Origin of the sequence: Microcoleus sp. N9_A1 (genome assembly GCF_036701795.1) — a bacterium.
In the GTDB taxonomy this organism is placed as follows: Bacteria; Cyanobacteriota; Cyanobacteriia; order Cyanobacteriales; family Microcoleaceae; genus Microcoleus.
On sequence record NZ_JAUBRI010000054.1, the window covers coordinates 1 to 26044 of the forward strand.

The 26044-nt window shown below is 47.0% G+C and carries 21 protein-coding genes and 2 pseudogenes; 16 read left to right on the top strand and 7 right to left on the bottom strand.

The genetic code is table 11. The annotated features are described in order from the left end of the window. Positions 1-64: 64 nt before the first annotated feature. A complete protein-coding gene (locus QUA58_RS22145) occupies positions 65-295 on the top strand; it encodes a tetratricopeptide repeat protein (RefSeq protein WP_333395980.1) in 231 nt (76 codons plus the stop codon). Between the two features lie 211 nt (positions 296-506). Here the strand turns inward: QUA58_RS22145 and rph are convergent, their stop codons facing one another. Together rph and QUA58_RS22155 are read right to left on the bottom strand one after the other, a co-directional pair. Beyond that, positions 507-1226: a ribonuclease PH gene (rph, locus tag QUA58_RS22150; protein ID WP_333395981.1), complete on the bottom strand. Its 720-nt coding sequence runs from the start codon at positions 1224-1226 to the stop codon at positions 507-509. Positions 1227-1349: 123 nt separating this feature from the next. Beyond that, positions 1350-1916 (bottom strand): nucleoside monophosphate kinase, encoded by a 567-nt coding sequence (locus QUA58_RS22155; RefSeq protein ID WP_333395984.1) that lies wholly within the window; start codon positions 1914-1916, stop codon positions 1350-1352. 356 nt (positions 1917-2272) lie between these two features. Here QUA58_RS22155 and QUA58_RS22160 point away from each other — a divergent pair. Continuing rightward, a pseudogene (locus tag QUA58_RS22160) lies at positions 2273-2800 on the top strand (P-loop NTPase family protein). Between the two features lie 114 nt (positions 2801-2914). On the opposite strand, the gene QUA58_RS22165 reads toward QUA58_RS22160, so the two are convergent. Beyond that, positions 2915-3103, bottom strand: a complete 189-nt coding sequence (locus QUA58_RS22165; RefSeq protein WP_333395986.1) for a hypothetical protein — start codon at positions 3101-3103, stop codon at positions 2915-2917. Positions 3104-3708: 605 nt separating this feature from the next. Here QUA58_RS22165 and QUA58_RS22170 point away from each other — a divergent pair. The 7 genes from QUA58_RS22170 (at position 3709) to QUA58_RS22200 (ending at position 12036) form a co-directional block, all read left to right on the top strand. Further along, on the top strand, positions 3709-4377 hold the full coding sequence (locus QUA58_RS22170; RefSeq protein WP_333395988.1) for a TetR/AcrR family transcriptional regulator: 669 nt from the start codon (positions 3709-3711) through the stop codon (positions 4375-4377). 114 nt (positions 4378-4491) lie between these two features. Next, positions 4492-6084, top strand: a complete 1593-nt coding sequence (locus tag QUA58_RS22175) for an efflux transporter periplasmic adaptor subunit (RefSeq protein WP_333395990.1) — start codon at positions 4492-4494, stop codon at positions 6082-6084. Positions 6085-6086: 2 nt separating this feature from the next. Continuing rightward, a complete protein-coding gene (locus QUA58_RS22180) occupies positions 6087-9323 on the top strand; it encodes an efflux RND transporter permease subunit (RefSeq protein ID WP_333395991.1) in 3237 nt (1078 codons plus the stop codon). 47 nt (positions 9324-9370) lie between these two features. After that, complete coding sequence (locus tag QUA58_RS22185) at positions 9371-9625, top strand: mechanosensitive ion channel family protein (RefSeq protein WP_333395993.1); 255 nt, start codon at positions 9371-9373, stop codon at positions 9623-9625. Positions 9626-9829: 204 nt separating this feature from the next. Next, the gene (locus tag QUA58_RS22190) at positions 9830-10504 is read left to right on the top strand and encodes a Coq4 family protein (protein WP_333395995.1); all 675 of its coding nucleotides are present in this window, start codon (positions 9830-9832) and stop codon (positions 10502-10504) included. 47 nt (positions 10505-10551) lie between these two features. Then, the gene (locus QUA58_RS22195; RefSeq protein WP_333395997.1) at positions 10552-11226 is read left to right on the top strand and encodes a Coq4 family protein; all 675 of its coding nucleotides are present in this window, start codon (positions 10552-10554) and stop codon (positions 11224-11226) included. Between the two features lie 60 nt (positions 11227-11286). After that, entirely contained in the window at positions 11287-12036 is a 750-nt protein-coding gene (locus tag QUA58_RS22200; protein WP_333395999.1) for an STAS/SEC14 domain-containing protein, read from the top strand. Positions 12037-12094: 58 nt separating this feature from the next. On the opposite strand, the gene QUA58_RS22205 is transcribed toward QUA58_RS22200, so the two are convergent. Then, positions 12095-12373: a hypothetical protein gene (locus QUA58_RS22205; RefSeq protein ID WP_333396001.1), complete on the bottom strand. Its 279-nt coding sequence runs from the start codon at positions 12371-12373 to the stop codon at positions 12095-12097. A gap of 596 nt (positions 12374-12969) precedes the next feature. Here QUA58_RS22205 and QUA58_RS22210 point away from each other — a divergent pair. After that, complete coding sequence (locus QUA58_RS22210; RefSeq protein ID WP_333396003.1) at positions 12970-13497, top strand: P-loop NTPase family protein; 528 nt, start codon at positions 12970-12972, stop codon at positions 13495-13497. 128 nt (positions 13498-13625) lie between these two features. On the opposite strand, the gene QUA58_RS22215 is transcribed toward QUA58_RS22210, so the two are convergent. Together QUA58_RS22215 and QUA58_RS22220 are read right to left on the bottom strand one after the other, a co-directional pair. Then, positions 13626-13889, bottom strand: a complete 264-nt coding sequence (locus tag QUA58_RS22215; protein WP_333168163.1) for a hypothetical protein — start codon at positions 13887-13889, stop codon at positions 13626-13628. A gap of 218 nt (positions 13890-14107) precedes the next feature. After that, complete coding sequence (locus QUA58_RS22220; protein ID WP_333255688.1) at positions 14108-15607, bottom strand: serine/threonine-protein kinase; 1500 nt, start codon at positions 15605-15607, stop codon at positions 14108-14110. Positions 15608-16217: 610 nt separating this feature from the next. Between QUA58_RS22220 and QUA58_RS22225 the strand changes: the two genes are divergently transcribed. Next, positions 16218-17669 carry a hypothetical protein gene (locus QUA58_RS22225; protein WP_333255686.1) on the top strand — a complete coding sequence of 484 codons (1452 nt, stop codon included), beginning with the start codon at positions 16218-16220 and terminating at the stop codon, positions 17667-17669. Here the strand turns inward: QUA58_RS22225 and QUA58_RS22230 are convergent. Further along, a pseudogene (locus QUA58_RS22230) lies at positions 17669-17790 on the bottom strand (IS5/IS1182 family transposase); the annotation flags it as partial. The gene QUA58_RS22225 and the pseudogene QUA58_RS22230 sit on opposite strands and share 1 nt — an antisense overlap. Positions 17791-18664: 874 nt before the next feature. Here QUA58_RS22230 and QUA58_RS22235 point away from each other — a divergent pair. The 5 genes from QUA58_RS22235 to nusA all read left to right on the top strand — a co-directional run bounded on the left by QUA58_RS22235 (position 18665) and on the right by nusA (position 25647). Next, positions 18665-21490, top strand: coding sequence for an ATP-binding protein (locus tag QUA58_RS22235; protein ID WP_333396006.1), 2826 nt, complete (start codon positions 18665-18667; stop codon positions 21488-21490). After that, complete coding sequence (locus QUA58_RS22240) at positions 21487-22878, top strand: response regulator (RefSeq protein ID WP_333396008.1); 1392 nt, start codon at positions 21487-21489, stop codon at positions 22876-22878. The genes QUA58_RS22235 and QUA58_RS22240 overlap by 4 nt, the downstream gene beginning before the upstream one ends. Positions 22879-22949: 71 nt before the next feature. Continuing rightward, a complete protein-coding gene (locus QUA58_RS22245; RefSeq protein WP_333396010.1) occupies positions 22950-23165 on the top strand; it encodes a hypothetical protein in 216 nt (71 codons plus the stop codon). Between the two features lie 419 nt (positions 23166-23584). Beyond that, positions 23585-24049: a ribosome maturation factor RimP gene (gene rimP / locus QUA58_RS22250; RefSeq protein ID WP_333255678.1), complete on the top strand. Its 465-nt coding sequence runs from the start codon at positions 23585-23587 to the stop codon at positions 24047-24049. 308 nt (positions 24050-24357) lie between these two features. Continuing rightward, positions 24358-25647: a transcription termination factor NusA gene (nusA, locus tag QUA58_RS22255; RefSeq protein WP_333255676.1), complete on the top strand. Its 1290-nt coding sequence runs from the start codon at positions 24358-24360 to the stop codon at positions 25645-25647. Positions 25648-26044 lie beyond the last annotated feature (397 nt).

Here is a 26044-nt window from a genome sequence, read left to right on the forward strand (position 1 = left end):
GGTGTGATTTTTTAACATTTTACCTGTTTCTAAACTAAGTATAAATACTTACTTCCTTAATGGGATGCTCCCGATTTCCCATCATTCAGAATCGATCGCACTTCTAGACAAAATCGGCGCTAAATGCGATCTAGCCGAGGCTCATTATCAGCTTGCCTTAACTTACCAAAAGATGGGTGATGCCGAGAAGAGTCAGACTGCGTTTCAAGAGGCGATTCGACTCTTCAAAGAAATGGAAGCACCTAACCAAGTTGAGAAAGTGCGAAAGGCAATAGGTAAGAGCGATGAAATTTAGTTTTGGATATATAAATCAATACGGTTCAGTTAAGCCCGATCCCCCCTAGCCAAGGGCGGGCACGGGGGCACCGCCCCTACGAAGGGGGGGACAGGAATCTTCTCAAAGTCCCCCTTCTTAAGGGGGATTTAGGGGGATCGAGACTCAGGTAAAAACGAGATTTATCCAGGATTTTAGTCTTAATTTAACACCAATGGGCAATGCCGTATCCCTACTCCACCAAAGCTTGCCGCTGAGCCTCCAGCAATTCTTGAATCCCAGTTTCTGCCACATCCAAAATTTGATTTAACTGACTCCGACTGAAACTTCCTGCTTCCGCAGTTCCCTGAATTTCAATAATATTCAAATCTCCATTCATTACCACATTACAATCAATTTCAGCCGCCACATCTTCAAGATAATTCAAATCTAAAAATGGCTCGCCTTCCAAAAGTCCGACAGACACGGCCGCCACTTGACGAATCATGGGCGATCGCACTAAATCACCTTTTTGCACCAACTTATTCAAAGCATCAGCCACAGCCACAAACCCGCCAGTAATTGAAGTGGTGCGAGTCCCCGCGTCCGCTTGCAAAACATCCGCATCTACAAGTATTGTGCGTTCGCCCAATAGTTGCATATCTAAGCACGATCGCAAACTGCGCCCAATCAAGCGCTGAATCTCTTGAGTCCGTCCCGATAATTTCATAAATTCCCGCTCTTGTCGCTGCGGCGTAGAACCAGGCAACATTCGGTATTCCGCTGTTAGCCAACCTTGTCCGGTATTCTCCAAAAATCTCGGCACTCCCGGCTTGATTGTAACACTGCAAAGTACCTGAGTATCGCCACTTTTTGCGAGTACGGAACCGCTAGCAAATTTGGTAAACTGTCGATCGAAACTAATCGGACGAATTTGATTTGGTTGTCTGCCATCAGGACGCTGGAAAGACATAATATTTAGGTGATGGGTACTGGGTAATTGGAATTAACAATTGAAAATTTGGTATTAATCTTCCGGTCTTTTTGGATTCGTTAAATATGCAGTCATTCAATCTAAAATGTAAAATCTAAAATGCTATGAGTATTGACCTTTAGCCTCGATCAATTGGAGAATATCCTGCTGGACTTGTTCTGGCGATCGATCGCCATCAATAGTTAACAATTTGTTGCGGTGTTCGTAATACTCTAAAAGAGGAATAGTGCGTTCGTGGAACAAATCGAGGCGACGCTGTAAAATTTCAGGGTGGTCATCCGATCGATCGCGCTCGATCGACCTGCTGAGCAAAACCTCGATCGGCACTTTCAGCCAAACTGCCCAATCTAGCTCCTGCGCCAAATCCTCTAATAAAAAATCCAACTCCTCAGCTTGAAAAGCCGTTCGCGGATAGCCCTCCAACACCCAGCCATTAAAGACATCCCACAGCAGCAGTCGGCGACGAAAGAATTGAATCATAGTTGCGTCGGGAACTAATTCCCCTCTTTCGACATAAGACACCGCCAGCTTGCCTAAATCTGTGTCTTCTGCGATCGCCTCCCGTAGAATGTCCCCCACAGCCAGCAAAGGAAGGCTCAAATTGCTGCACAGTAGTTCAGCCTGAGTTCCCTTCCCCGCTCCTGGCCCTCCCAGAATCACCACTCTCACAGTCTCTGCTCCTAGTGCCGCGACATTCAAATTTTACGCGATGTGCGTACCTTTTCTTAAAAGCCCTGGACACAGCAAGACTCTCATCACCTTGGTTTTTCACTCTATAACTGTATAAATGTCAAGCTCCACAGCGTATTTTGGTAAAAAACCCCGTTTCTGCCTAAGTGCTAATTGAGTTCAAAAATCGAACAAACGACTGCGAATGCCACTGCCGCGAGCTTTTGACAACTTGTATATATAGTGTTCGATCCGATGTGCACTCGGCCCCGTACACTATATATTGTCAAGCAGGCTTCAGCCACGCCAAGGTCGGAGCTGCACTCAAGACTTAGTTGCTGATTAAATATTGCCCTATGGTTGCTCAGTTACAAACCCCTAAACTAAATTTAAACCACAGCTTGCCCTACACAGTTCAAGGACTGGTGCAAGTCTTTACAGGCCCGCATCGCTGCTTTTTTACCAGTGTCATGGCTCAGGCCCTCAGAATTGCAGGACAGGGAGCTCCGGTGCTAGCAGTGCAGTTCCTCAAAGGGGGAATTAATCAAGGGCACCAGCATCCGGTGCGGCTGGGGCAAAATTTAGATTGGGTGCGCTGCGATTTGTCACGCTGCATTGATAATGCCGATTTAGATGAGCTGGAGACGCGATCGATCGAACAATTGTGGCAGTATGTTCAAAATGCGGTGCGCGAAGGTCGTTATTCCTTAGTTATTCTCGATGAATTGAGTTTAGCGGTTAATTAGGGCTTGATTCCAGAAGCCGAAGTGGTGGCATTGATTGACAACAAGCCGCATCATTTGGATATGATTTTTACCGGGCCATCCATGCCGCAAAGAATTTTGGATGTTGCCGACCAAATTACTGAAATTCGCCGCAGTTAAGGACTATGATTCAAGTTGCGATCGCCTTTTTAGCGATCGCATTTTTTATGTAAAAAAAAAGGCGATCGCTTAGCTCACTCGAGCGATCGCACGCTGATCAATTTAGCAACAACATTACGCTTGAACTACCGGATCGAACACAACACTCAATCGATCGACCGGAACCATCCGCTTGAGAATTTTCAAGTGCCCGTCTGCATCAGACCAACTGCGAAACTCACCCACAATCACCTTTTCCACATTTGGCTGCGATCGAACTACAGTCCACGGCTTGAGACATTTTTCTGGCAACACAGTAAACATATCTGCTTGGTAAATTGGACAGGAATTATACCGATTTCATAAACCAGCGCTGCAGTTAGTATATTTGTTTTAGACATCGAACTTTATAAAGCAGAACCCGCATTTGTAGCGGCACTTTGTGAAATTAGTATCGGTAGTTTAGCGAAACTTCTCGCGCCGACCCGAAAGTCCGCCGTTCGTTTCAACCCCCGTCGAGAGAGCTTGCATTCGGTTGAAACTGAGATGCACCATTGTCAACAAGCTTTTTATGGGCGGGCAGGATGCCCACCCCACAAGAAAATTCATCTTTTGTGGAACAGGCCGGACAGCCTGTTCTTGAGAATGGTGCAAGATGTGAGTTGAAACCGACTGAAAGACTCATCACAACAAAATTTTCAAGAAATGAGAAGTATCTGATATTAATTTCATAAAATAGTGCTACAGTTAGTATTTTTGTTTTAGACATCGAACTTTATAAAACAGAACCCGCATTTGTAGCGGCACTTCATGAAATTGGTATCAGTCGGAGGCAGCTTGATTTGACAGCGTGAAGGTTTTGCTCTAGGATGTGACTAATCGGTCATATAACTGGTCAGTCATCTAGAAAACCTTTGTTGTTGCTGCTAATGCCAACCCAAACTTTTTTTAATTTACCTGAAGCGAAGCGTCAAACCATTGTGAAGTTGGCGATCGCCCAATTCGCTAGCCACGACTATAAAATTGCCTCCATTTCCAACATCGTCAAGCAGGCAAAGATTGCCAAAGGCAGCTTCTATCAATACTTTGAGGATAAGAAAGACCTCTATCTATACCTAGTCGATCTCGCCCATCAGCAGAAGATTGACTTTCTACAGCAGGCCAAACCTCCGGGATTGGAGATGGGATTCTTTCCTTACTTGCGCTGGCTATTTCGAGAAAGCGCTCAGTTCGACTTGTCTCACCCAGCCTTGAGTCAAATTATCAATCGTGCCGTTTATGGCGATGTGCCCTTCCGGGATGAAGTGTTAAAGCGAACTCAATCCGTGTCTCTAATGTACGTTCACGGCCTGGTAAAGCAAGGAATCGATCGAGGAGATATCGATCCTGGTATCGATCCAGATTTTGCTGCCTTCGTCATCAGTGCGCTGGCAGACGGCTTGCGGGACTTCATTCCAGGGCGACTGAGCTTGAACTCAGAGCAACTGACTGAAGCTGGAGTGCCTGAGTTGGATATGCAGGTCGTTGAACAAGTTTTTGATGACTTGATTGGCGTCCTAGAACACGGAATGGGTCGTTCGTCCGACACCAAGCTTTAATAACTTTTGGATCGCTGGGGTATTAAAGCATTCTCTCCGAGCAATGATCGAGGCATATCAATCTAACAAATTGTTTAATAATCCGTTTTTTATTCACCCTACGGTATCTACCTCATGACCTTCCAAGATAAACCTCCCATTCCATCACCTCCAAGCTCATCTGGGCCTGAAGTCACGATCGTGACTGTCGAGCCGAAACCTGCTGAACTCGCTTCAGACACGATCGGAAGCCTCGATCGAACTGCTACAACTGAACTCCCTTCCAAGAAAAAGAAATCGGCGATCGCAAAATACTGGTGGCTGCTGCCAGTGCTGGGATTCGTCGTGGCGATCGGAGGAGTTACAGTCACTCGTTTTCGAGGCAATGAACCTGCCGCCGTCACCGAAACGGCGGCGTTATCGGTGCGAACCGCTGCCGCAAAACAAGTACCGATTCGCGCTTGGATTTCTAGTGAAGGAACTGTCACAGCCGTCAAATATCAGCACATGACGTTTAACACCGAAGGCGATGTCACGTACATTGCGAATCGGGATGGACGCAGACTCCGCGAAGGCGATCCCGTCACGAAGGGCGAACTGCTTGCCCGTGTGGACGATCGCAACTTAGTCGCAGATGTGCGTCAAGCCGAAGCTGCTGTTTCCGAAGCACAGCAACAGCAAGCGGCGGCGAACGCAGACATTGCAGGAGTTCAGGCACAAGTCGCGCAAGCCCGCACTCAGGTACAGGAAGCGCAAGCGCGACTGCGAAATGCACAATCCGGTCGCAAGCTCGCAGCAACGAATGTCGATCGCTACAGCTATTTGGTCAATGAAGGGGCTGCCCCTCAAATAGAGCTTGACCAACGCCGAAACACTTTGACTGAAGCTGAAACCCAGATTCAAACGGCGCGTGCAGGGATAGAATCGGCACAGCAACAGGTTTTATCAGCACAGGCACAGGTGAGCGCGGCACGAAAACAGGCGCAGGCAAAGCAATCTAGCATTAAGACCGCCCGATCCCGCCTTTGGCAAACCAAAGTTGCCCTTGAAAAAGCCAGCATTGTGGCTCCTTTCGATGGCATTGTTGCCTACCTCAACATCTCAGAAGGAGAATATTTTACGCCGCAATCTGTCAGTTCTCAACTGGGCGGCGACTATCAGGGTATCTTAGAGCGGATTCCAATGGTGATCATCGATCCGAGCCGCTACGAAGTGCAGGTTGAGTTGCCGGGGACGAATGGCGAACGAGTACGATCGGGGCAAGAGGCTCTCGTGGCTTCAAAATCCGCCCTGGCGACGGCTTCACCCCAAACTAGCGGTAGCGAAGCGCTAACGGCGAATGCCCGCGCCAAGGGTGAAGTCTTTGCAGTAAATCCGGCGATTAGTCCGGGCGGACGCGCGATCGAAGCCAAAATTAGGCTGAATCCGACGACAACCAATGCTGTACGGCACGGCGAACAGGTCTTAACGTGGATTGCGATCGCAGAAAACGCTGATGCTGTTGTTGTTCCCCTGAATGCGATCGTGCGGCGCGATCGGGTTCCCTACGTGTTTGTTGTCGCTCAAAAGGGGGTGGTCGAACAGCGACAGGTCGAGCTAGGCATTACCGGAATTGCTGAGCAAGAAATTAAAGAAGGGGTTGCAGCCGGAGATTTGGTAGTCACTGAGGGACAAAATCGCCTCGTTAACGGCGCGTCAGTTCAGGTCGTTGAAGGGAATCAAAAGTAGTCATGAGCGAACTCAAACCTTTATCAGAGGTCGATCGCGCTGACCCAAACGGTCATCAGCCTCAGAGCGATTCTCAACCTCCCACCTCCAAGAAGCCTTCCGGTCTGGCTCGATTTTTTATTCTCAACACGATTTTTGCCATCCTACTCAGTCTGCTGATGGTGGTCGGTGGCGGGTTAGGCTATTTCTCCATGACGAAGCAGTCCAACCCTGATATCGATATCGCGGTTGCCAGCGTGACGACGACCTGGGGCGGTGCCGATCCTCAAACGATCGAGCAACAGGTCACTAGCAAAATAGAAACCGAAATCACTTCGGTCGAAAACGTCAGCAAAATTCAGAGTGCTTCCTATACGGGCTACTCTGTCATCAGTGTGGAGTTCAACTCACAAGCCGATCCGGACAAGGCAGTCCAAGAGTTGCGCCAAGCCGTTTCTCAAGCAGAATCGAAGCTCCCCGCGAACGCTGAACAGCCCGTGGTCAGGCAGTCTTCGGTGAATGATGCCCCAATTCTGACGCTGGCGCTGTTCGGCAACATCGACCCGACGGTAATTTCTCAAGCTGCTAAAGGGATTCAAGACCGTTTAGAACGAGTGGCAGGAGTGAGCGAAGTCAATCTGGGCGGTGCTCGTGAAGAGGTAGTCAGTATTCAGATGGACCCGTTTCGCTTGGCGAATCTGGGCATTTCACCCACCACAGTTGCGACTGAAATTCGCAATGCGAATCGAGATGTACCCTTAGCTGCGATCGAAAGTGATGCGATCGGGTCGCAAGTGCGCTTTTACGGTCGATTTCGGGAACTCAAAGATTTACGAGAACTCCCCATCACGCGGCTAGAAGGACGAGTGGTACGCCTCGAAGAACTTGCCACGGTCAACCGAGAACTAGAGCAAGAACAAACCCGCGCCTTCATCAGCACAGAGGGCAAAGACTATCAGCCTGTTGTTAGCGTCGGCATCAAAAAAGTGCCGGGACAGGATTCGATCGAGGTAATCGATCGCGTTCTCGCTGCAATGGAGCAAATTAAGAAAGATCCCAATGCTTGGGTGAGCGGATTAGAGTACAGCATTATCGCTAACGAAGCAGACATTATTTGGGAACAGTTGGGCAATTTGTTTACCAATGCGTTGCAGTCAATGGCAGCAGTGTTTGCCATTCTATTCGTCGCTCTGTCCTGGCGTGAAGCTTTGATTGCTGGACTTTCGATTCCCTTGACGTTTTTAGGAACACTGGCAGTCCTGTGGCTAACCGGACAAACGCTCAACAACATGGTACTCATCGGCATGGTGCTGGCATTGGGCATTCTAGTTGATGTGTTCATCCTGATGATGGAAGGGATGCACGAGTTCATCTTTGCTCAAGGTTTGAGCTTTAATCAAGCCGCTTTGAAGACCGTCAAAACCTATGCGCCTGCTGCTTTTTCGGGACAGCTAACTACAATTTTGGCATTGTTCCCTCTCTTAACCATTAGCGGTACGTTAGGCAAGTTTATTCAACTGCTGCCCTATACAGCAATTATTTGCTTGATATTGAGTTTTACGATCGCGATTCTAATTGATGTTCCCCTCTCTCGCTATCTGTTGGGCAATGTCAAAGGCGTTGAAAAGAAATCTCGCGTCGATCGCATGAGCGAAGTCGCTTCCGATCGCTGGGCGCGCTGGAGCATCAATCACACCGTTAAAAATAAAAAGGTTGCCTGGGCATGGGTGATTGGTACGATCGTGATCTTCTTCTGCGTCATGTCAACGTTCAGCCGTATTCCGATCGAGTTCTTTCCCCAAAGCGACCAGCGCAACTTTAGCGTCAATATCGAGATGCCACCCACAACCACGCTGGATGTCTCTCAACGAGTTGCCGATGACTTTGGCAAAATACTGCGCGAAAAGCAGAACATTGAGAGCGTCATTAAGTATGTGGGGCAACGCAGTAATTTAGTCGCTTCTGGCGAACTACAGCCAGGTGAAGGCAGCTACCTGCTCGGATTTTCAGGCATCCTCGTGCCGAAAGACAAGCGCGAGCAAATCTCGTTTGAATATCTGGATACACTCCGTAATGAGCTACAAATCGCAATTCGCCAATATCCCGGTGCAACGCTGGTTCTTAATGCTCAACAATCGGGGCAAAGTGGCGACCCGATTCAGATCGAGATTACGGGTAGCGATCTAGATGAACTCCGGCAAGTCTCCCAAGAAGTGCAGATGGCACTCAGGCAAGTTGCGGGTACAACCGACGTGCGCGATAACTTAGGCGCTTTGGAACAGGATCTCAGGCTGATTCCCAAACGTGAGGCGCTTTCGTTCTACAACCTGAGTGAAGACGAACTGGCATCGCAGGCACAGTATTACACCCGATCGATCGATGTGGGAGACTATGCGATCGGCGGCAATCAAGAAGACCTGGAAATCCGTCTCAGTACCGCTTGGGCATCTCGAAACGGCAGAGTAGGTGGTCCGACCCGCCGCGATGAACTGCTTGCAGTCCGATTCTTTACCAACAACTCGGATAAGAAAGTGATTCCAGCCGGGGCGGTTGTAGATACAGTTCAGGCAGAAGCACCGCTTTTAGTCACTCGACGCGGCGGACAACGGACAGCAACCGTGCTGGCGAAGAACGAAAATCGCACTGTAGGTGAGATTCTGGCAGATTTGGAACCGAAGCTACAAGAAATGAAGCGATCGTGGTCACAGGGCTATAACTACAGCTTTGGGGGCGAAACCGCAGATCAAGCAGAAACCTTCGGTTCAGCCGGTCAAGCGTTGGGAATTGCTGTTTTCTTAGTCTTTGCAGTGCTGGTATTGCAACTAGGCTCATTTCGACAGCCGTTTATCATTCTACTGGCAATTCCATTTGCTCTCATTGGCACCGTTGGCGGCTTCTTTCTTGTGGGCATTCCGTTTTCGTTTACTGCCTTTATCGGCGTGATTGCGCTGGTTGGGATTGTGGTGAATGACGCGATCGTCATGGTCGATACGATGAATAGCTATCAGCAAGACGGGATGAAGGTCAAACAAGCAGCCGCACGAGGCGCTGCCGATCGTCTCCGTCCGGTTCTTACAACTAGCATCACTACCATCATTGGATTGATTCCGCTTGCGTTAAGCGATCCAACCTGGATGCCGTTGTGTGGTGCCATTATCTTCGGCTTGCTTGCCGCCACGCTGATTGCGTTGGTGGTTATTCCTTGCCTGTATCTTCTGTTCACACCCAAAACTGAAAACTTAGATTCAGAGTTGACATAAAACCGTTTGTTCGTGCCCAAATTAAAAAAGATTCTGCCAAGCCGCCTTTGAGCCAAGATCCAGCATGGCAATCATTCATCTTAGCGTCGCCCCAAGTGCTAGGGGTTGATGCCTTTGGTGACAACAGTATTACCATCCGGCTTTGGATTCGCACAGCGCCACGACAGCAATGGATCGTCGATCGCGAGTTTCGACTGCGCTTAAAAAAAGCCTTCGACCGCGAAGGTATTTCAATGCCTTTCCCACAGCGGTTTGTATGGTTTGAAAATCCCTTGACTCGAATAGAAGCGGGCAAACGCTAATTCAGACTCAGTAGGTCTGTAGAGAATGCAACAACGCTGCACTTGACAGATAGGTCTTTGGTTGATATGATATGACTATGCAGTCACATAAGCTGAATAGTCACCTTACTCAAGCACTTCTCATTCTAGTCGTACAAGGCAATTCTTCATCTGCCGCTAACGCGACTGCATAACGCATCAAAGACATTTCAGAAGGTAACAATCATGGCTAATATCAAACGCTTCATCAAAGCAATTAAAGACTATTACACATCCGGACAGACTGGAGACATCGCCTTTCTCAAATTTGAAGTTTTTGGGATGAGTGCTAATCCCACTATTGTGGCTCAAATGCAAGACCTTGCAGGCTACTATCCCAGCATTGATCTCGAGCAACTTCGCCAGCTTCCTGAAGGCACCTTGGGCTATGAGTATGCCCAACATATGTTGAAAAACGGGATTCAACCGTTAGAAATCAGCGACGATTTGCAGGCAGAAGCCGATCGCAGTCCGTTCGCGCTGCGCTACACCGTTACCCATGACATCTTTCATGTGTTGCTAGGGTTTGACACCAGTTATGCAGGCGAAATGGGTGTAGCAGCATTTACGATCGCTCAAGACTACAGCAAGCTTTTCAACGCATTTGGGCCTGTGATGACGCATATATATCCACTGATTTTTCGCGCTCAAAGTCAGCAAATGCGCGCCAATATTCGCAGAGGCAAAGCTCTCGGCAAACAGGCAGAATGCTTGTTGAGCTATCGGTTTGAAGAAGACTGGGCGCGTCCGATCGCTGATATTCGCGCTGAACAGGGGCTGATTTTGAAAGAGAGCGAATTCGCAGGCACACAAACTGGAAATGCAGCTAAAGGTCAAATTCAACAAACAATCGCCGCTTAAATCCGAGCAATATTTCCAACCGATAAACACTATAAAAGGTCATCATCATGGCAACCATCAACCGCTTCATCAAAGCATACAAAGACTACTTCACAAAAGGAGAAACCGGAGACGCTGCGCTGCTCGAATCTGAACTGTACGGATGGGGTACAAATCCTGACCTGCTGGTGCAACTACAGGACGTTTCAGGTTACTATCCCAAGATTGATTTAGCACAACTGAGTCAACTTCCTGAAGGCACATTGGGCTACGAGTACGCCCAGCACATGCACAAAAACGGGATTCAACCGTTAGAAATCAGCGATGATTTGCGGATAGAAGCCGAGCGTCATCCGTTCGCACTGCGATACACCGTCACCCACGATATCTTTCATATTTTGCTGGGGTTTGATACCAGCTATCCCGGTGAAGCAGGCGTGTTTGCCTTTACTGTAGGTCAGAACTACACCAAAGCCCTGAATCTGGTTTACCCCCTAATCAAGTTGATTTTTTTGATGCTCAGGCCGATGCAGGCTCAGGCGATTTTTGCCAGTGCCCGCAGAGGTAAGGAACTGGGTAAGCAGGCAACCTGTTTACTTACTTATCGGTTTGAGGAAAATTGGACACGTGCCATCGCTGATATTCGCTCTGAGTTAGGGCTGGTTTTAGCAGACGAGCAGCTTGAAAGACAATTGAATAAAGCAACCGCCAAAATTCTATCCCAAGAAGGTGTTGCCATTTAACACTCTAAAATCAACTACGTAAAAACACCATAACCACAACTTAACTAAAGGAGACATCTGATGATTGAGTACAGAAATAACCCCAACAACAACATTGTCGAACTCACGGTTGAAGGCAAAATTACTGAAGCAGATTTCGATCGAGTTGTTGCCCAGATGAAGGCTGATATTGAGAAGCACAGCAAGCTGAGGCTGCTGGAAGAAATTCGTAGTTTTGAGGGCATGGATTTAATCGCGCTCTGGAAAGATGCTCAGTTTGGGCTGAACCATGTGAACGATTTCACTCATGTGGCGGTGGTTGCAGATGCGGAATGGGTTCGCACAATTTCCGCTGCGGCTGGCAACATTTTGTCTGCCAAGGTGAAGGCATTCGAGCGATCGCAAATTGAGGAAGCCCGTGCATGGCTGTTGACCGCACCTGTGCAGTCACCTACGTCCACTGAAAAGTCAGGGCTGAAGTACAAGAACAATCAAGATAACAACATTGTCGAAATTGTTGTCGAAGGCAAAATCACCGCAGCAGATTTTGAGCATCTCATTGCAAAGGCCGATGCTGACTTTGCTAAGCATAACAAGCTGCGAGTCTTAGAAGAAATCCGTACTTTTGAAGGGATAGACCCGATGGCGCTCTGGAGTGATTTGCAGCAGATTCGACGCATCAACGATGTCACCCACGCAGCGATCGTAGTTGACGCGAAATGGTTGCAAACCATCGCTGAGGCTGCAAGCGGCATTTATCCTTTCAAGATGAAGGTGTTTGAGCGATCTCAAATTGAAGCTGCTAGAACCTGGCTAGCCACGGCTCAGTAAAGAGACTCATCATGACTGTCTACAAAAATCATGCCGATAGTAACATTGTTGACAGGACTTAGGCAACTGGCAGGCGGTGAGAAGGACGATCACCCTGTGCCTGAGCAACCAGTGAGCGCGAGTGGAACGACGAGCACTGCCGCGCCGCGGAGGGTACGCCAGTGCCCACGAGCGTACCCGCACCACCAGCCGCCAGCCGGATAGCGCCTGCTTTCGATCGCCTCAACGAGTCAGATTCACCCACAAGTTGACAACCGCGCTCGCGGGCGTTGTATGGATGAGTGAGTGTTCTATTCGTGCGATCGTCAACTACTCGATCGAGCCTGCTTGAGAGCAAGTAAACTCATCAAGTGGCTCCCACTACTCCTCCGGATTTCATCGATTCAATTGACACTCGGTCGGCTGGCTGGGGATATTTTAATTGGGTAGTCCTGCAATATCAGGGTTTTGATAACGGTCGGTCAACCGTTTTATCTTCCAATTATCGGCGTTGCTGATTTACGGTATGAAAGGCTAAATATGCAAGTCATACAAACCATTATTCACAAAGCTTCTGGATTTTCAACTAATTTTTTTCATACCGTGATTAAGCAACGCCCAATTATCATTACTATGCAGGATTACCCCTTTTCTTCACAGTCCTGGACTTCCCAAGACTCTCATCGCCTGGCTTTTTCACCCTCTAACTATCTAACTGGGGCCCTCCCCACCGTATTTTGGTAAAAAAACCGGTTTCTCCCTAAGTGCTTGCTTGAGTTCAAAAATCCAACAAACGACTGCGAATGCCACTGCCGCGAGCTTTTGACAACTTGTATATCTAGCGTTCGATCGGATGTGCACTCGGCCCAGTACACTATATATTGTCAAGCAGGCTTCAGCCGCCCCAAGGTCGGAGCTGCACTCAAGACTTAGTTGCTGATTAAATATTGCCCTATGGTTGCTCAGTTACAAACCCCTAAACTCAATTTAACCCACAGCTTGCCCTACACAGTTCAAGGGCTGGTGCAAGTTTTTACAGGCCCGCACCGCTGCTTTTTTACCAGTGTCATGGCTCAGGCCCTCAGAATTGCAGGACAGGGAGCTCCGGTGCTAGCGGTGCAGTTCCTCAAAGGGGGAATAAATCAAGGGCATCAGCATCCGGTGCGGCTGGGGCAAAATTTAGATTGGGTGCGGTGCGATTTGCCCCGCTGCATTGAGAATGCCGATTTAGATGAGCTTGAGACGCAATCGATCGAACAATTGTGGGTGTATGTTCAAAATGCGGTCCGCGAAGGCCGTTATGCCCTAGTTATTCTCGATGAATTGAGTTTAGCGGTTAATTTGGGCCTGATTCCCGAAGCTGAAGTGGTGGAATTGATTGACAGCAAGCCGCATCATTTGGATATGATTTTTACCGGGCCATCCATGCCCCAAAGAATTTTGGATGTTGCCGACCAAATTACTGAAATTCGCCGCAGTTAAGGACAATGATTCAAATTGCGAGATCCTTTTTAGCGGGATCATTTTTTATGTAAAAAAACAGTATCTAAAAAAAGAGGATCTCGCTTAGCTCACAGAGCGATCGCACGCTGATCAATTTACCAGCGACGTTACGCTTGAACTACCGGATCGAACACAACACTCAATCGATCCGCCGGCACCATCCGCTTGAGAATTTTCAAGTGACCGTCTGCATCAGACCAACTGCGAAACTCGCCCACAACCACCTTTTCCACATTTGGAAGCGAGCGAACTATAGTCCACGGCTTGAGACGTTTTTCTTGCAACATACTAAATAAATCTCCTTGGTAAATTGGAGCAAAAGCCAGTCCCCATGGTTGGCCACCGCCGAGGACTGGCTTTTGACTTTGCAAACTTGCCTTTCTCTAAGAACATAGCACAAAAAAAAGGGTTTGGGATTATATCTTATTTTTCGCTTTTTTTAGAGCTATTTTCTACATAACAGATGATTAAACTCAAAACTTGTTAACTCTTTAATTCCTAACTCAAAACTATTTCATGACTAACACTTCGACTTCGCTTGGGGTGCAGCCTGACTAATAAATTCTGCCTTCTACCTTCTACCTTCCTTCTACAAATCCCGTCGCGACAGCAGAAACCAGATCCCACCCAAACCCAAAACACCGCACAAAACCCCGCCTTCCCACCCAAAAACAGTCCCCCCCGGCAAATGTCCAGGCTTTGCTTTAGAAGTAAAATTCAGCTCCGAATAGTATACCCACTGGCTGTTAACCCGCCAGCCCACTCGATCGCCAAACTTCTCCCAGACTGTAGCATCATAAACACCAGGCTTTCCCCCCAACTTGAGCCACAAACCCTTTTGCACAGAAAAACCAAATCTGCGGTGACTGTGCCGCACCCAAAGTTGATCGATAGTCTGCAAATCCTTAGCTGGAAACTTCCTAATATCTTCCTCACTCAAATAACCCCGTGAATTTTGCTGCATCACCTCCAGCATTTTCACAGAAGTTTCCTCATCAGCACCACGCCAATTTTTAGCAGCCAGCAGCCTTGCCAAGTGAGAATAATCAATACCTTTTTCCGACTCTAAATTCACAGAAACTAGCGGAGAATCAGTCACAGGTTGAGTCGGAACCGAAGGACTAACAACAGTTGCCTGCTGCGACTTTTCCAGCACGGGGACAACAACAACAGGAGGTTTTAAAGCATCCAAAACTTCCACAGCCGATTTGTAGCGATCTTTAACATATTCCTGAATCAACTTATCCAAAACCTGACCTAAATCCTCGCTAATTTGTGTTCCTTTTGGCAAAGCCTCCCTCCAAAGCCATCGGCCTTCAAGCGGATCGTAAAGGTCATCGTGAATGTCGCCGTAGATATCCAGATAAGGCATAACAGAAGTCAGCAAGCGAATACAAGTCACCCCCAAACTATAAAGGTCGCTAGCAGGAACAGCCCTACCGTGACGTTGTTCTAGAGCCGCGTAGCCAGGAGTTCCCAACTTAGTTCCTGTTTTGGTCGGAGCCGCAGCTACTACCTGTTTAGAAACCCCAAAATCTATCAGCACTAACTTACGATCGCGAGCTCGGCGGATCACATTCTCAGGCTTAATATCGCGGTGAATTACATTTCGGTCGTGAACAAACTTCAATAAAGGCAACAAATCTAACAGCAGTTCGCAAGTTTTAATTTCGCTATAAGCACCGTACTTATCTAACTCATCCTTTAAATTATTGCCATCAATAAACTCTTGGACTAAATACAAGCGCCCATCTTCCTCAAAATAAGAAATTAACTGAGGAATTTGCGGGTGCTTCAGTTCGTATAACCGCCTTGCCTCTTGTTCAAACAGTCGAACATATTTTTTAAAATGACCCGGTTTCCGCTGAAATTCTTGAGGGGGTGACAACTGTTTAATCACGCACAATTCCTCAAATTTTCCATGATTAACAGCTCGGAAAGTCCTGCCAAATCCCCCATCTCGCAGCGGTTCAGTTGCTGCATAAAGGTCTTTTAGCAGCAGCTTTGAACCACAATTAAGACAATAGTTTGTGCCTGGTGGGTTCTGACGCTTGTCTCTTGGGCAATCGAGATTAAGGCAGTATGTCATATATTAAAAAAATGCGAACAAAATTAGTAGGAAGGGTTTTATATTATTCAAGAGTCCGATCGCTAGCTGGTTTTTGTGGAGGCGAAACCTCGAACCTTACGGAGGCGACAGCCACCCTCGCGATCAGAGGGGTCGCTCTCGCCAGACTGCCCCTGAGCAAGTATAACTCTCTTGAGGGTTTGACCTCAAACTCGAAGTCCACATCTAACCTTAGACTCCCCTCCGTGCAATACATTTGATTTAGCGGTCAAAAAGCCACCAGCTCAAACAGAAATAGTAATTTATTACCAGCCCCGTGAACTCTGCAACGCCAAAAAAACTGAGGATTCCGCCTGAGATATAATTTTATTGCCAGAGAGAAGCACACTAACGGGAGCCACAGCTTCCGTCAACTTCGATGGGCTTTAATATTTTAGCAGCATAATTTATTAGTTAACCAGGCGGAATCAACAATCCAAAACTCCCCAACAAACGCACGTTAAAATAAAGACTAGCTTCCGCGATCGCAATCCGAGCGATCCCCGACAAGTAGCCAGTTTTCCCTGTTTTCTTTTTTCAGCTATTACCAGTTACATCTATTTCGATCGGTCTACTTAATTAGGAACCGCCAGTGACACCAAAACTACAGCCCTCTCAAACTCCAAACTCCCGCATAAAATCACCAAAAGTCCCCTGGTTCGAGCGGTTCATGGCACTGGTCGCCCTAGGAAATTTAAGCCTAGTATTATTTGACATAACTTACGTCTCCGGGCGAGATTTCTACCTCCGGCAACTGCCAGTTTTAACTCAAGTATACGACCCATTTAAAGGAATTAAACCCCACCGAGACACCCAGCAATATCTGGAAACCTTAGAAGAACTAAAAATTCAAGTAGTGCAAACAGGATTGCCCTCTCCCCAAGTAGCAGCCAAATTGCAGGAAATAAACAATTTGAGCGCGAAAATGATCGACGAAGATCCCTTTCGAGTAGCATCAAAAAGTGGCACCCTAGAAAAAATCAAAGACCGGATGCGCGATCGCGTCCCGAATCCACAAGACTCCGCTAAACAATCATTCCAAAGATTTTGGAGCCAAGACTATTTAAACAAACAAGACTGGCAAAAAGAAATCCAGTGGTTTGACTCCAAAATCAAGCCATTAATCGCCACCAACTATTACCGCGCCATCGGAGACAACGGCGAATTCACCGATAACTTCTGGCTAATCGACCTGCCATTCATTGCCATATTCGCGATCGAATTTCTAGCCCGTACCTACTTGATCAGCCGCCGCCACCGCAGCGTTACTTGGCGATCAGCCATGCTCTGGCGATGGTACGACATCTTCCTGCTGCTCCCATTCTGGCGTCTGTTGCGAATATTACCCGTCACAATTCGCATCCACCAAGCCAAAATGCCGGATCTCCAACCCATACGCACCCAAATCAGCCGAGGTTTCGTCGCCAACTTCGCCCAAGAATTGACCGAAGTAGTAGTAATTCAACTCATCAACCAGATGCAACAATCAATTACTACAGGCGAACTGGCGCGTCAACTATTTCAATCTAAAAAACAGCGCTATCTAGACATCAACAATATCAATGAAATAGAAGCGATCGCCACCCATCTAGTCCAAATAACCGTCTACAAAGTCCTGCCCCAACTCCAGCCAGACCTAGAAGCCCTCCTCCGGTACAATATTGAAACCTTCCTCAAACAATCCCCCCTCTATCAAGGATGGAAGCAAGTACCCGGCATGGGAAACCTGCCCGAACAGCTAGCACAGCAATTAGTTGCAGAACTCTCAAAATTAGTCACCCTCGGCCCCCAAGATGCCTACGAGGCCTTCAAAATCGCCAGCGAAGACCCCGTAGGTACTAAACTCTCAAGCCAGCTAGTCCAACATTTCGGGCAAGCTTTGGGAGCCGAACTGCAACAGCAGCAAACCTGGCAAGAAATACAAATCTTGCTGTGTGATTTCCTCGAAGAGTTCAAAATCAACTACATCCAGCGGTTGAGCGAAGAAGACTTCGAGAAAATTTTAGAACAAGCCAAAGAACTGCAACGGATAGCCCCGCGTTAGGGCGTGTCTCCCCACGCGATGCCCCCTCGGTAGCGGTACAACACCGCTTCCACGAACAACCAATTGTAAGCAGACTGTCCCACCCACAGAACCTTCACCTCCGCGCAACAAAATCTTTGATCCTTTCCCACTGTTAATCCCGTAGGGCATAACGGCGACTTGTCATGGCGATCAAATCCTTCTAGTCGGCTGTACCTCTCCTTTCCCTTCCTTGACATCAACTGATGACAAACCCTAGCCTCTCGGATTTGAAGAACCTTAAAATCCTTGCCAGCCATGTGTTTACCTCTAATACCAAATTCACGATTAAGCTTAGATAATTTCCCTGAATTAAAAAAATATTTCTCAGACATATCCTGTATCATAATTCCCTCTGCTCCACCGCTTTACTGATTTTTTTCTTCCCCAATTAGCAATTAGCAATTACCCTGCTGTAACTCCTGCAAATGAAACTTACTGAAATTGTAAACTTTCATGTGCGATCGGCATTGTCTACAAGTGTCATCTGCAGGGCTGTGCATCAAATATTCAGCGCAGTAGTTAGTTAGACCGCCGTTAGGGTTCTCAGCGGCCTGGCGTGTCATTTTTTTTAGCGACAGGACTCAATTTTTTTAGACGTATATTATATCAATATATATGCAAGTTTGATGAAATGATACTTTTTAGACTCAATCTGTAAAGTAAAGTTAAAAAATACTACAAATATCTCTAAACCAAGTAATGTATTAGATATGATTGCTAACGGCTTTCCTAAAAGCTAAAAAAAATTACAAATGCTAGCAAAAATCAGGCGCGTCAGTATCTTGAGTTAGCTCTTATTATACCCCTCTCACAGAAAACACGTAAGTAGCCATGCTTGTTTAAGCAAGTTACTGTCTCAAACTTTTTACTAACTCTTATAGATTGCTTTTCTATATATATTTCCTCAGCCTCATTTCACTCTTCTCCACTTAGATTTTTCAGCCAACTCGTTACCCCAGGAGTAACACCAATCAATGTCACACACCTCTCCAACCACTTTTGTGTCAAACCGTTCTCAAAAAAAACTGTCCCTGCGCCTGATTTTAGTATTCCCATTCGTTTTGCAAATATTTGCCGCCGTCGGGCTGACAGGCTGGCTATCCTTACGCAACGGGCAAAAAGCAGTCAACGAAGTTGCTAGCCAATTGCGGAGTGAAATTACGGCCCGCATCCAGCAGCAGCTCAACACATACCTAGATACAGCTCCTCGGGTCAATCAATTGAATGCCAATGCCCTTCGCCTAGGATACTTAAATCCAGACGAATTGGAGAGTACGGAGCGCTATTTGTGGGAGCAACTTCAAGCCTTTCCTTCTCTGCCCCAGATGGGTTTTGCTACTAAAACTGGAGAGTTCATTGCCGTTGAACGCCAAGAGAATGGCCAAATATTTTTTAAAATAGCAGACAAAGAGCATCGGAATGAACTTCATATTTATGAATCTGATAGCAAAGGCAATCAAACGAAGCTTTTAAAAGTCTCCCGCAACTACAATATACTCCGCCGTTCATGGTATAAAGACAGTGTACGCTTAGGCCGGCCCACATGGAGCGAAATTTTTCCGCTTACAGGTCAGAAAACGCTCTCTCTCCCTGCCGGACATCCAGTTTATGACGAAAGTGGCGAACTGCGCGGAGTATTCGTTGCTAATTTTTTGATCTCTTTCCTCAGCGACTTTCTGCAAAGCATAAAAATCGGTCGATCGGGACAGACATTCATTATGGAACGTTCTGGACTCCTAGTAGGCAGTTCAACTCTCAAAGAAGCATTTATCACCAACAATGGCAAACTCGATCGCCTGAATGCTTTAGACAGCACAGATGATTTAATCCGGCTGACAACAGCGCATTTAAAAGAACAGTTTGGCGACCTCACTAAAATTAATAGCTCTCAGCAATTGGATTTTACGATCGCCGGCCAGCGGGAATTCCTCCAAGTTATGCCCTTTCAGGATAGCCGAGGGTTGGACTGGCTGATCGTCGTCGTAGTTCCAGAAAGCGATTTCATGGATCAAATTAACGCCAATACCCAGACTACCATTTTATTGTGTTTGGGAGCCTTAACACTGGCCACCATTTTGGGAATCCTAACCGCACGCTGGATTACCAGCCCGATTCTCCGTTTGAGCGCAGCTTCTAGAGCGATCGCCAGTGGCGACTTAGAGAAAAATGTGCAGGTAAAAGGCGTAGAAGAACTAGAAATTCTGGGTCAGTCTTTCAACCTTATGGCACAACAGTTGCGCGAATCCTTTGATGCGCTAGCAAAGACCAATTCCGAGCTAGAAATCCGAGTACAAGAACGCACCGCTGAACTCACCGAAGCCAAACAAATCGCTGATAGTGCCAACCAAGCTAAAAGTGAATTTTTAGCGAATATGAGTCACGAATTGAGAACGCCACTCAATGGAATTTTAGGATACGCTCAAATCCTAGAACGCTCAACAACTATGGCTCCGAAAGATATCCAAGGCATCAGTATTATTCACCAGTGTGGTTCCCACCTGTTAACCCTGATTAATGACATCTTAGACCTCGCTAAAATTGAAGCTCAGAAATTGGAACTGTACGCGAAAGATTTCCATTTTCCTTCCTTTTTGCAGGGAGTCGCGGAAATCTGCCGCATCCGAGCCGAACAAAAAGGAATGGCTTTTGTTTATCAACCCAGTTCTGAAATTCCGGCTGGCATCTACGCTGACGAGAAACGCTTGCGACAGGTACTAATTAACTTACTGAGCAATGCAATTAAGTTTACCGACGGCGGAGGGGTGACTTTTAAGATAGAACATCTGGAAAACGGGACAGGTGAAAAGGTACAAAGCCATGACCAAAAGCCAGCCTCACTAATTCACAAAATTCGGTTTCAAATTGAAGATACTGGCGTTGGTATGACACCCGAACAATTAAAAAAAATATTTTTGCCTTTTGAACAGGTAGGAGAGAGCAAGCGTCAGGCGGAAGGAACCGGACTCGGTTTAACAATTAGCCAGAAAATTGTCGAAATCATGGGTAGTACAATCCAAGTAAAAAGTCAGTCAGGAGTCGGCAGTGTTTTTTGGGTAGATTTGGATTTACGGGAAGCGGCAGACTGGGCAAATACAGCCGCGATTGCCAAGCAAAGAAAGCTGGTTGGCTACCAAGGTAGAAAGCAGAAAGTTTTGGTTGTGGATGACAAATGGGAAAACCTCTCGGTCATTGTCAATCTCCTGGAACCCCTCGGCTTTGAAGTAACCGAAGCTAAAAACGGTAAAGAAGGTTTAGAAAAAGTAGAAGAGTTTCAGTTCGATTTGATTATCACTGACTTGGTGATGCCAGTGTTAGATGGCTTTGAGATGATGCGCCGCATCCGAAATTTGTCACACTATAAAGACGTGGCAATCCTTGCTTCATCTGCCAGTGTATTTGCTACGGATCAACATAAAAGCTTGGAGGGGGGAGCCAACGATTTTCTCGGTAAGCCAGTGCAGGCAGAAGAGCTATTTGAGATATTGCAAAAGTATTTAAAACTTGAATGGATATATGAGGAACGAAAGAATGAAAAAATCAGCACTATTCCTTTTTCCTCAGATCCTCAATCACTTTCTAAATCGACCTCTGTAGTAGCGCCCCCTCCCGGAGAAATTGAACTCCTACTTGAACTGGCGATGAGAGGCAACGTGAAAGGAATTGTGAAGCGCAGTGAGCACCTAGAGAAATTGGATCAGAAATTTGTGTCCTTTGCTGTTGAGCTGCGCCAGTTAGCCCAAGGCTATCAGGTCAAAAAAATCAAAGAGTTTATTACATCCCACAGAATAGAAAAAGAATGAAGGCAGCAAATATGGAAACAAGTAGCATCTTAATCGTTGATGATAATCCTAGCAATCTGGACGTGCTTTCTGAAGCTTTAGCGGGTTTTGGATGGGAGATATTGGTAGCAACTGATGGCGCAACTGCCATCGAACAGGCTGAATATAGTCACCCTGATTTGATTCTGTTAGATGTAATGATGCCAGGAATTGACGGGTTTGAAACCTGCCATCGCCTGAAAGAAAGTCCGTTGACGAACGAAATTTCGGTAATTTTTATGACGGCTCTGTCTGACATAGGAGATAAAGTCAAAGGCTTTAATCTAGGGGCGGTGGATTACATTACTAAGCCCTTTGAACAAAAGGAGGTGTTAGCTCGCGTCAACCTCCATTTAAAGCTGCGTTCTTTGACTAAAACTCTCGCCGACCAAAATCTGCTTCTCAAACGGGAAATTGAAGACAGGCTCGCAGCAGAAGCAGCGTTACATCACCTCGCGCAGGATTTAGAAAAACGGGTGGAAAAACGAACGGCTGAACTTTCTCAAGCTTTGGATAATCTTAAAAAAGCTCAAGTGCAAATCGTTCAAAGTGAAAAGATGGCTTGCCTTGGTCAACTTGTAGCTGGGGTAGCTCACGAAATTAACAACCCAGTTAGTTTTATCTCCAATAATATCCCTATTGCCAAGGAATATATTGCCGATTTGATCGAGATGACTCGGGTGTGCCAGCACAACGTTACTTCGACATCAGAATTTGAGGATAAGTCCGAGGAGATTGAGTTAGATTTTATTGTTGAAGATTTGCCCAAAATTCTTGATTCAATGGCGGTAGGAACAGAGCGACTTTACAATCTTTCTATGTCACTGCGTAATTTTTCTCGCTTGGATACATCGGCACTAACGCCAGTGAATATTCACGATGGGCTAGATAGTACGTTATTAATTTTAGGGCATCGGCTGAAATCTAAAGGAAGTTTCCCAGGAATTGCAGTGATTAAAGAGTATGGGGAATTGCCGCTAGTAGAGTGTTATCCGGGGCAACTCAATCAGGTGTTTATGAATATATTGGCGAATGGAATTGATGCTTTAGAAGAGTCTACGATTAGTTGTCCGCTGTGCGGGGACAAGAAACAGAGCAATGACACTCCACAGATTCGGATCTGCACTGAAATGCTTCATGGGGACAAAGTGGTGATTCGGATTGCTGATAATGGGGTTGGCATAACTCAGGAAGTAATGCAGCATTTATTCACGCCGATGTTTACTACTAAATCAGTAGGTAAAGGGACAGGTTTAGGTTTGTCTATTAGCCGCGAGATCGTAGAACGAAAACATGGTGGTAAGCTGACTTGCATTTCCTCGCCCGAATGGGGGGTAGAGTTTGTAATTGAGCTTCCAATTCAGCATTAGTAAAGGAAATTTTTTAGGGTTAATCTTAGTTTGGCTGTTTTGTCAATATACGGTTAATCATGCGATCGCCCATGTCGAATCTACCAATCACCATCACTGTCAAGCTCTTCACCCCCTATCAAGAAGCAGAGGGCTTGTCTGAACTGAAATTAGAATTTCCCAAAGAAACCTCCGTATCGCAAGTCCTAGACCGCCTGAGTGCCGCCAACGGTTCTATGGGCATCGCACCCGCTTCGGTATCAACCAGGAATTTGCCCTCGCCCCACCCCACTCCAAAACGGTTATGAAGTCGTCCTCATCCCCCCTGTCAGCTCTCCCCCTCTACCCTCGGACAGTCCGCCGATGGCGATCGGTTTGTCACCGGGCGGGCGATCGAGCTAAAATGAAAAATGAGGCACACTTCGATCGGAAGCAGGTCTCAAACTTCTTGGAAGAAATTGTTTTACCTAGGAGTGGGTCAAGCCCACTTTTTTTGTTGCATTAGTCGCAGGAAAAGAGATCTGGGCGTCAGACTTGCCAGTTGAAGACTGATCCAGTAGGGATAATTCCCCCGCTTGAGATTCCCAGCAGGGATGCTGGCTAAGTCCCAAAGTTGAAGACGAAAGTCGCAGCAACCCAATAAAACCACCTCAAAGCAAAGCAATCTCAACACCTGATTTTTGCTTGCCCGTGTCCGAGTTCAGGAGTGTTAACTTAAATATTCGATATGACTCATCCCCTAATCCCACAAATCATTGACTTAGCTACCCCCGTTGCGGAAACACTGGGATTGGAAGTAGTGGGAGCAGTGTTTCACACCAACCAAAATCCCCCCGTCTTGCGGGTAGACATCCGCAACCTCCAACAAGACACGGGTTTAGCAGACTGCGAGCGCATGAGCACAGCCCTCGATGCTGAGTTAGAGGCAGCCGAAATCATACCCGACGCCTACGTGCTAGAGATTTCCAGTCCCGGCATATCCCGCTTGCTCAGCAGCGATCGAGAATTCATTACTTTTAAAGGTTTCCCCATCACAGTCAAAACCACCGAACCGGACTCGCGAGTCAAAGAGTGGAAAGGACTACTTGTGGGCCGGGACGAAACAACTGTTTATCTCAATCAAAAAGGGCGACAGGTTAAAATTCCCCGCCCTCAGATTGTCAAAGTTGAACTAGACGAAGGAAAGGAGTAGTAAAGGTCAATTTTGAGTTTTGAGTTTTGAGTTGTAGGGGCAGTGGATGGTGCGTGCCCGCCCGATTTGAGTGTTGAGATTGCCTCGCAGCAAGCTGAAAATGCTTCGCTGCGAGTTAATTTTTAAGAATCATATCTTTAGCAGCGGGGTTGAATTGGCACAATAAATAAATTGTTACAGCACCCAGATTTCCTAAGCCTATCCAGCAACTGATCAATCATCAGTCATCACTTTTTCTCGAAAATCACCAATTACTGATTACCGATTACCAGTTACGTATTGTCAAAACAAAAAAAGGAGTGTTTTATATGTCAATGGTTCCCCTCCCAGGACTCAAAGAAATGGTCGAAGGTATTAGCAAAGAGCGAAATTTACCCAAACACGCCGTCCAAGCCGCCTTGCGAGAAGCCCTGCTCAAAGGATACGAGCGCTACCGCCGCACCCAAAAACTAGATCACTTCAGCGAAGAATACTTCGACAACTTTGATGTAGAACTGGACGCAGAACAAGAAGGTTTCCGCGTTTTAGCGAACAAAACTATTGTCGAAGAAGTCACCAACCCCGATCACGAAATATCACTTTCGGAAGTGCAAGAAGTAGCCACGGAAGCTCAGCCTGGGAGCATCGTGCTCGTAGACGTAACACCAAATCAAAAAGAATTTGGTCGCATGGCTGCCATCCAGACCAAACAAGTTCTCGCTCAAAAATTGCGCGACCAACAGCGCAAAATGATTCAAGAAGAGTTTAAAGATTTAGAAGAAACTGTTCTTCAAGCCAGAGTTCTCAGGTTTGAGAGGCAGTCGGTAATTTTGGCAGTCACCAGCAGCTTTGGTCAGCCGGAAGTAGATGCCGAACTCCCGAAGCGCGAACAGTTGCCCAACGATAATTACCGGGCAAATGCTACATTCAAGGTTTATCTCAAAAAAGTAGGCGAAGGCTCCACGAGAGGGCCGCAGTTACTTGTTTCTAGAGCTGACGCAGGTTTGGTGGTTTACCTGTTTGCTAACGAAGTGCCAGAAATAGAAGACGGAGTAGTCAGAATTGTTGCGGTAGCCAGAGAGGCAAATCCTCCCTCGCGGCACGTCGGCCCCCGGACTAAAATAGCAGTTGATACTCTCGATCGCGACGTAGACCCCGTAGGAGCCTGCATCGGAGCGCGGGGATCGCGAATTCAGGTAGTAGTCAACGAATTGCGCGGCGAAAAAATAGATGTGATCCGCTGGTCTCCAGATCCCGCAACTTATATCGCTAATGCTTTGAGTCCTGCTAGAGTAGATGAAGTGCGTTTGGTTGCCCCAGAAGGCAGGCGCGCTCACATTTTGGTCGCTGAAGACCAACTGAGTCTTGCCATTGGTAAAGAAGGTCAGAACGTCCGCCTCGCAGCCCGCCTGACTGGTTGGAAAATCGATATCAAAGATATTGCTAAGTACGATCGCGCCGCCGAAGACACCAAATTGGCAGCAGAAGAAACTAGGCTCGAAGAACTAGCAGGCGACTACGACGCAGACGAAGGATCGGACTACGACAGCGACGAGGAAACCGCAGAATTTGAGGAAGAGGAGGCAGTCGCCACGGAGGAAACCGAAGCAGCAGTATAAAAACTGTGACATTCACAATATTTTCTCTCGAAGGGAGACAAGGAGGACTTGTCCCCTACTCCCCTCGGACCCTACTCCCCCTCTCACTCCGTTGACATTCACCCCGACTATCAGGTACGGGGATTCCCAAACCTCACGATTTGAATTTCTGCTTCTTCGCAACTACCTCCACCCTAAAAGAGATTTGGTCTTATGTTCGCTCTCGCGCACTAACCCCGCAAGCCCTGCGGTTTTTACGTGTCGAATACCAAACGGAATTCTTCGTAGTTTTGATTCTAGGGATGTTTACCATTGCCCTATCCTCTTTTCCCGGTCTACCGATTTTGCTTCGCCGCCAGCACAAGGCTGAACTTCGCTCGTATAGGCTGTTTGATCCATCGTCTCGGGTGGGTCTGTG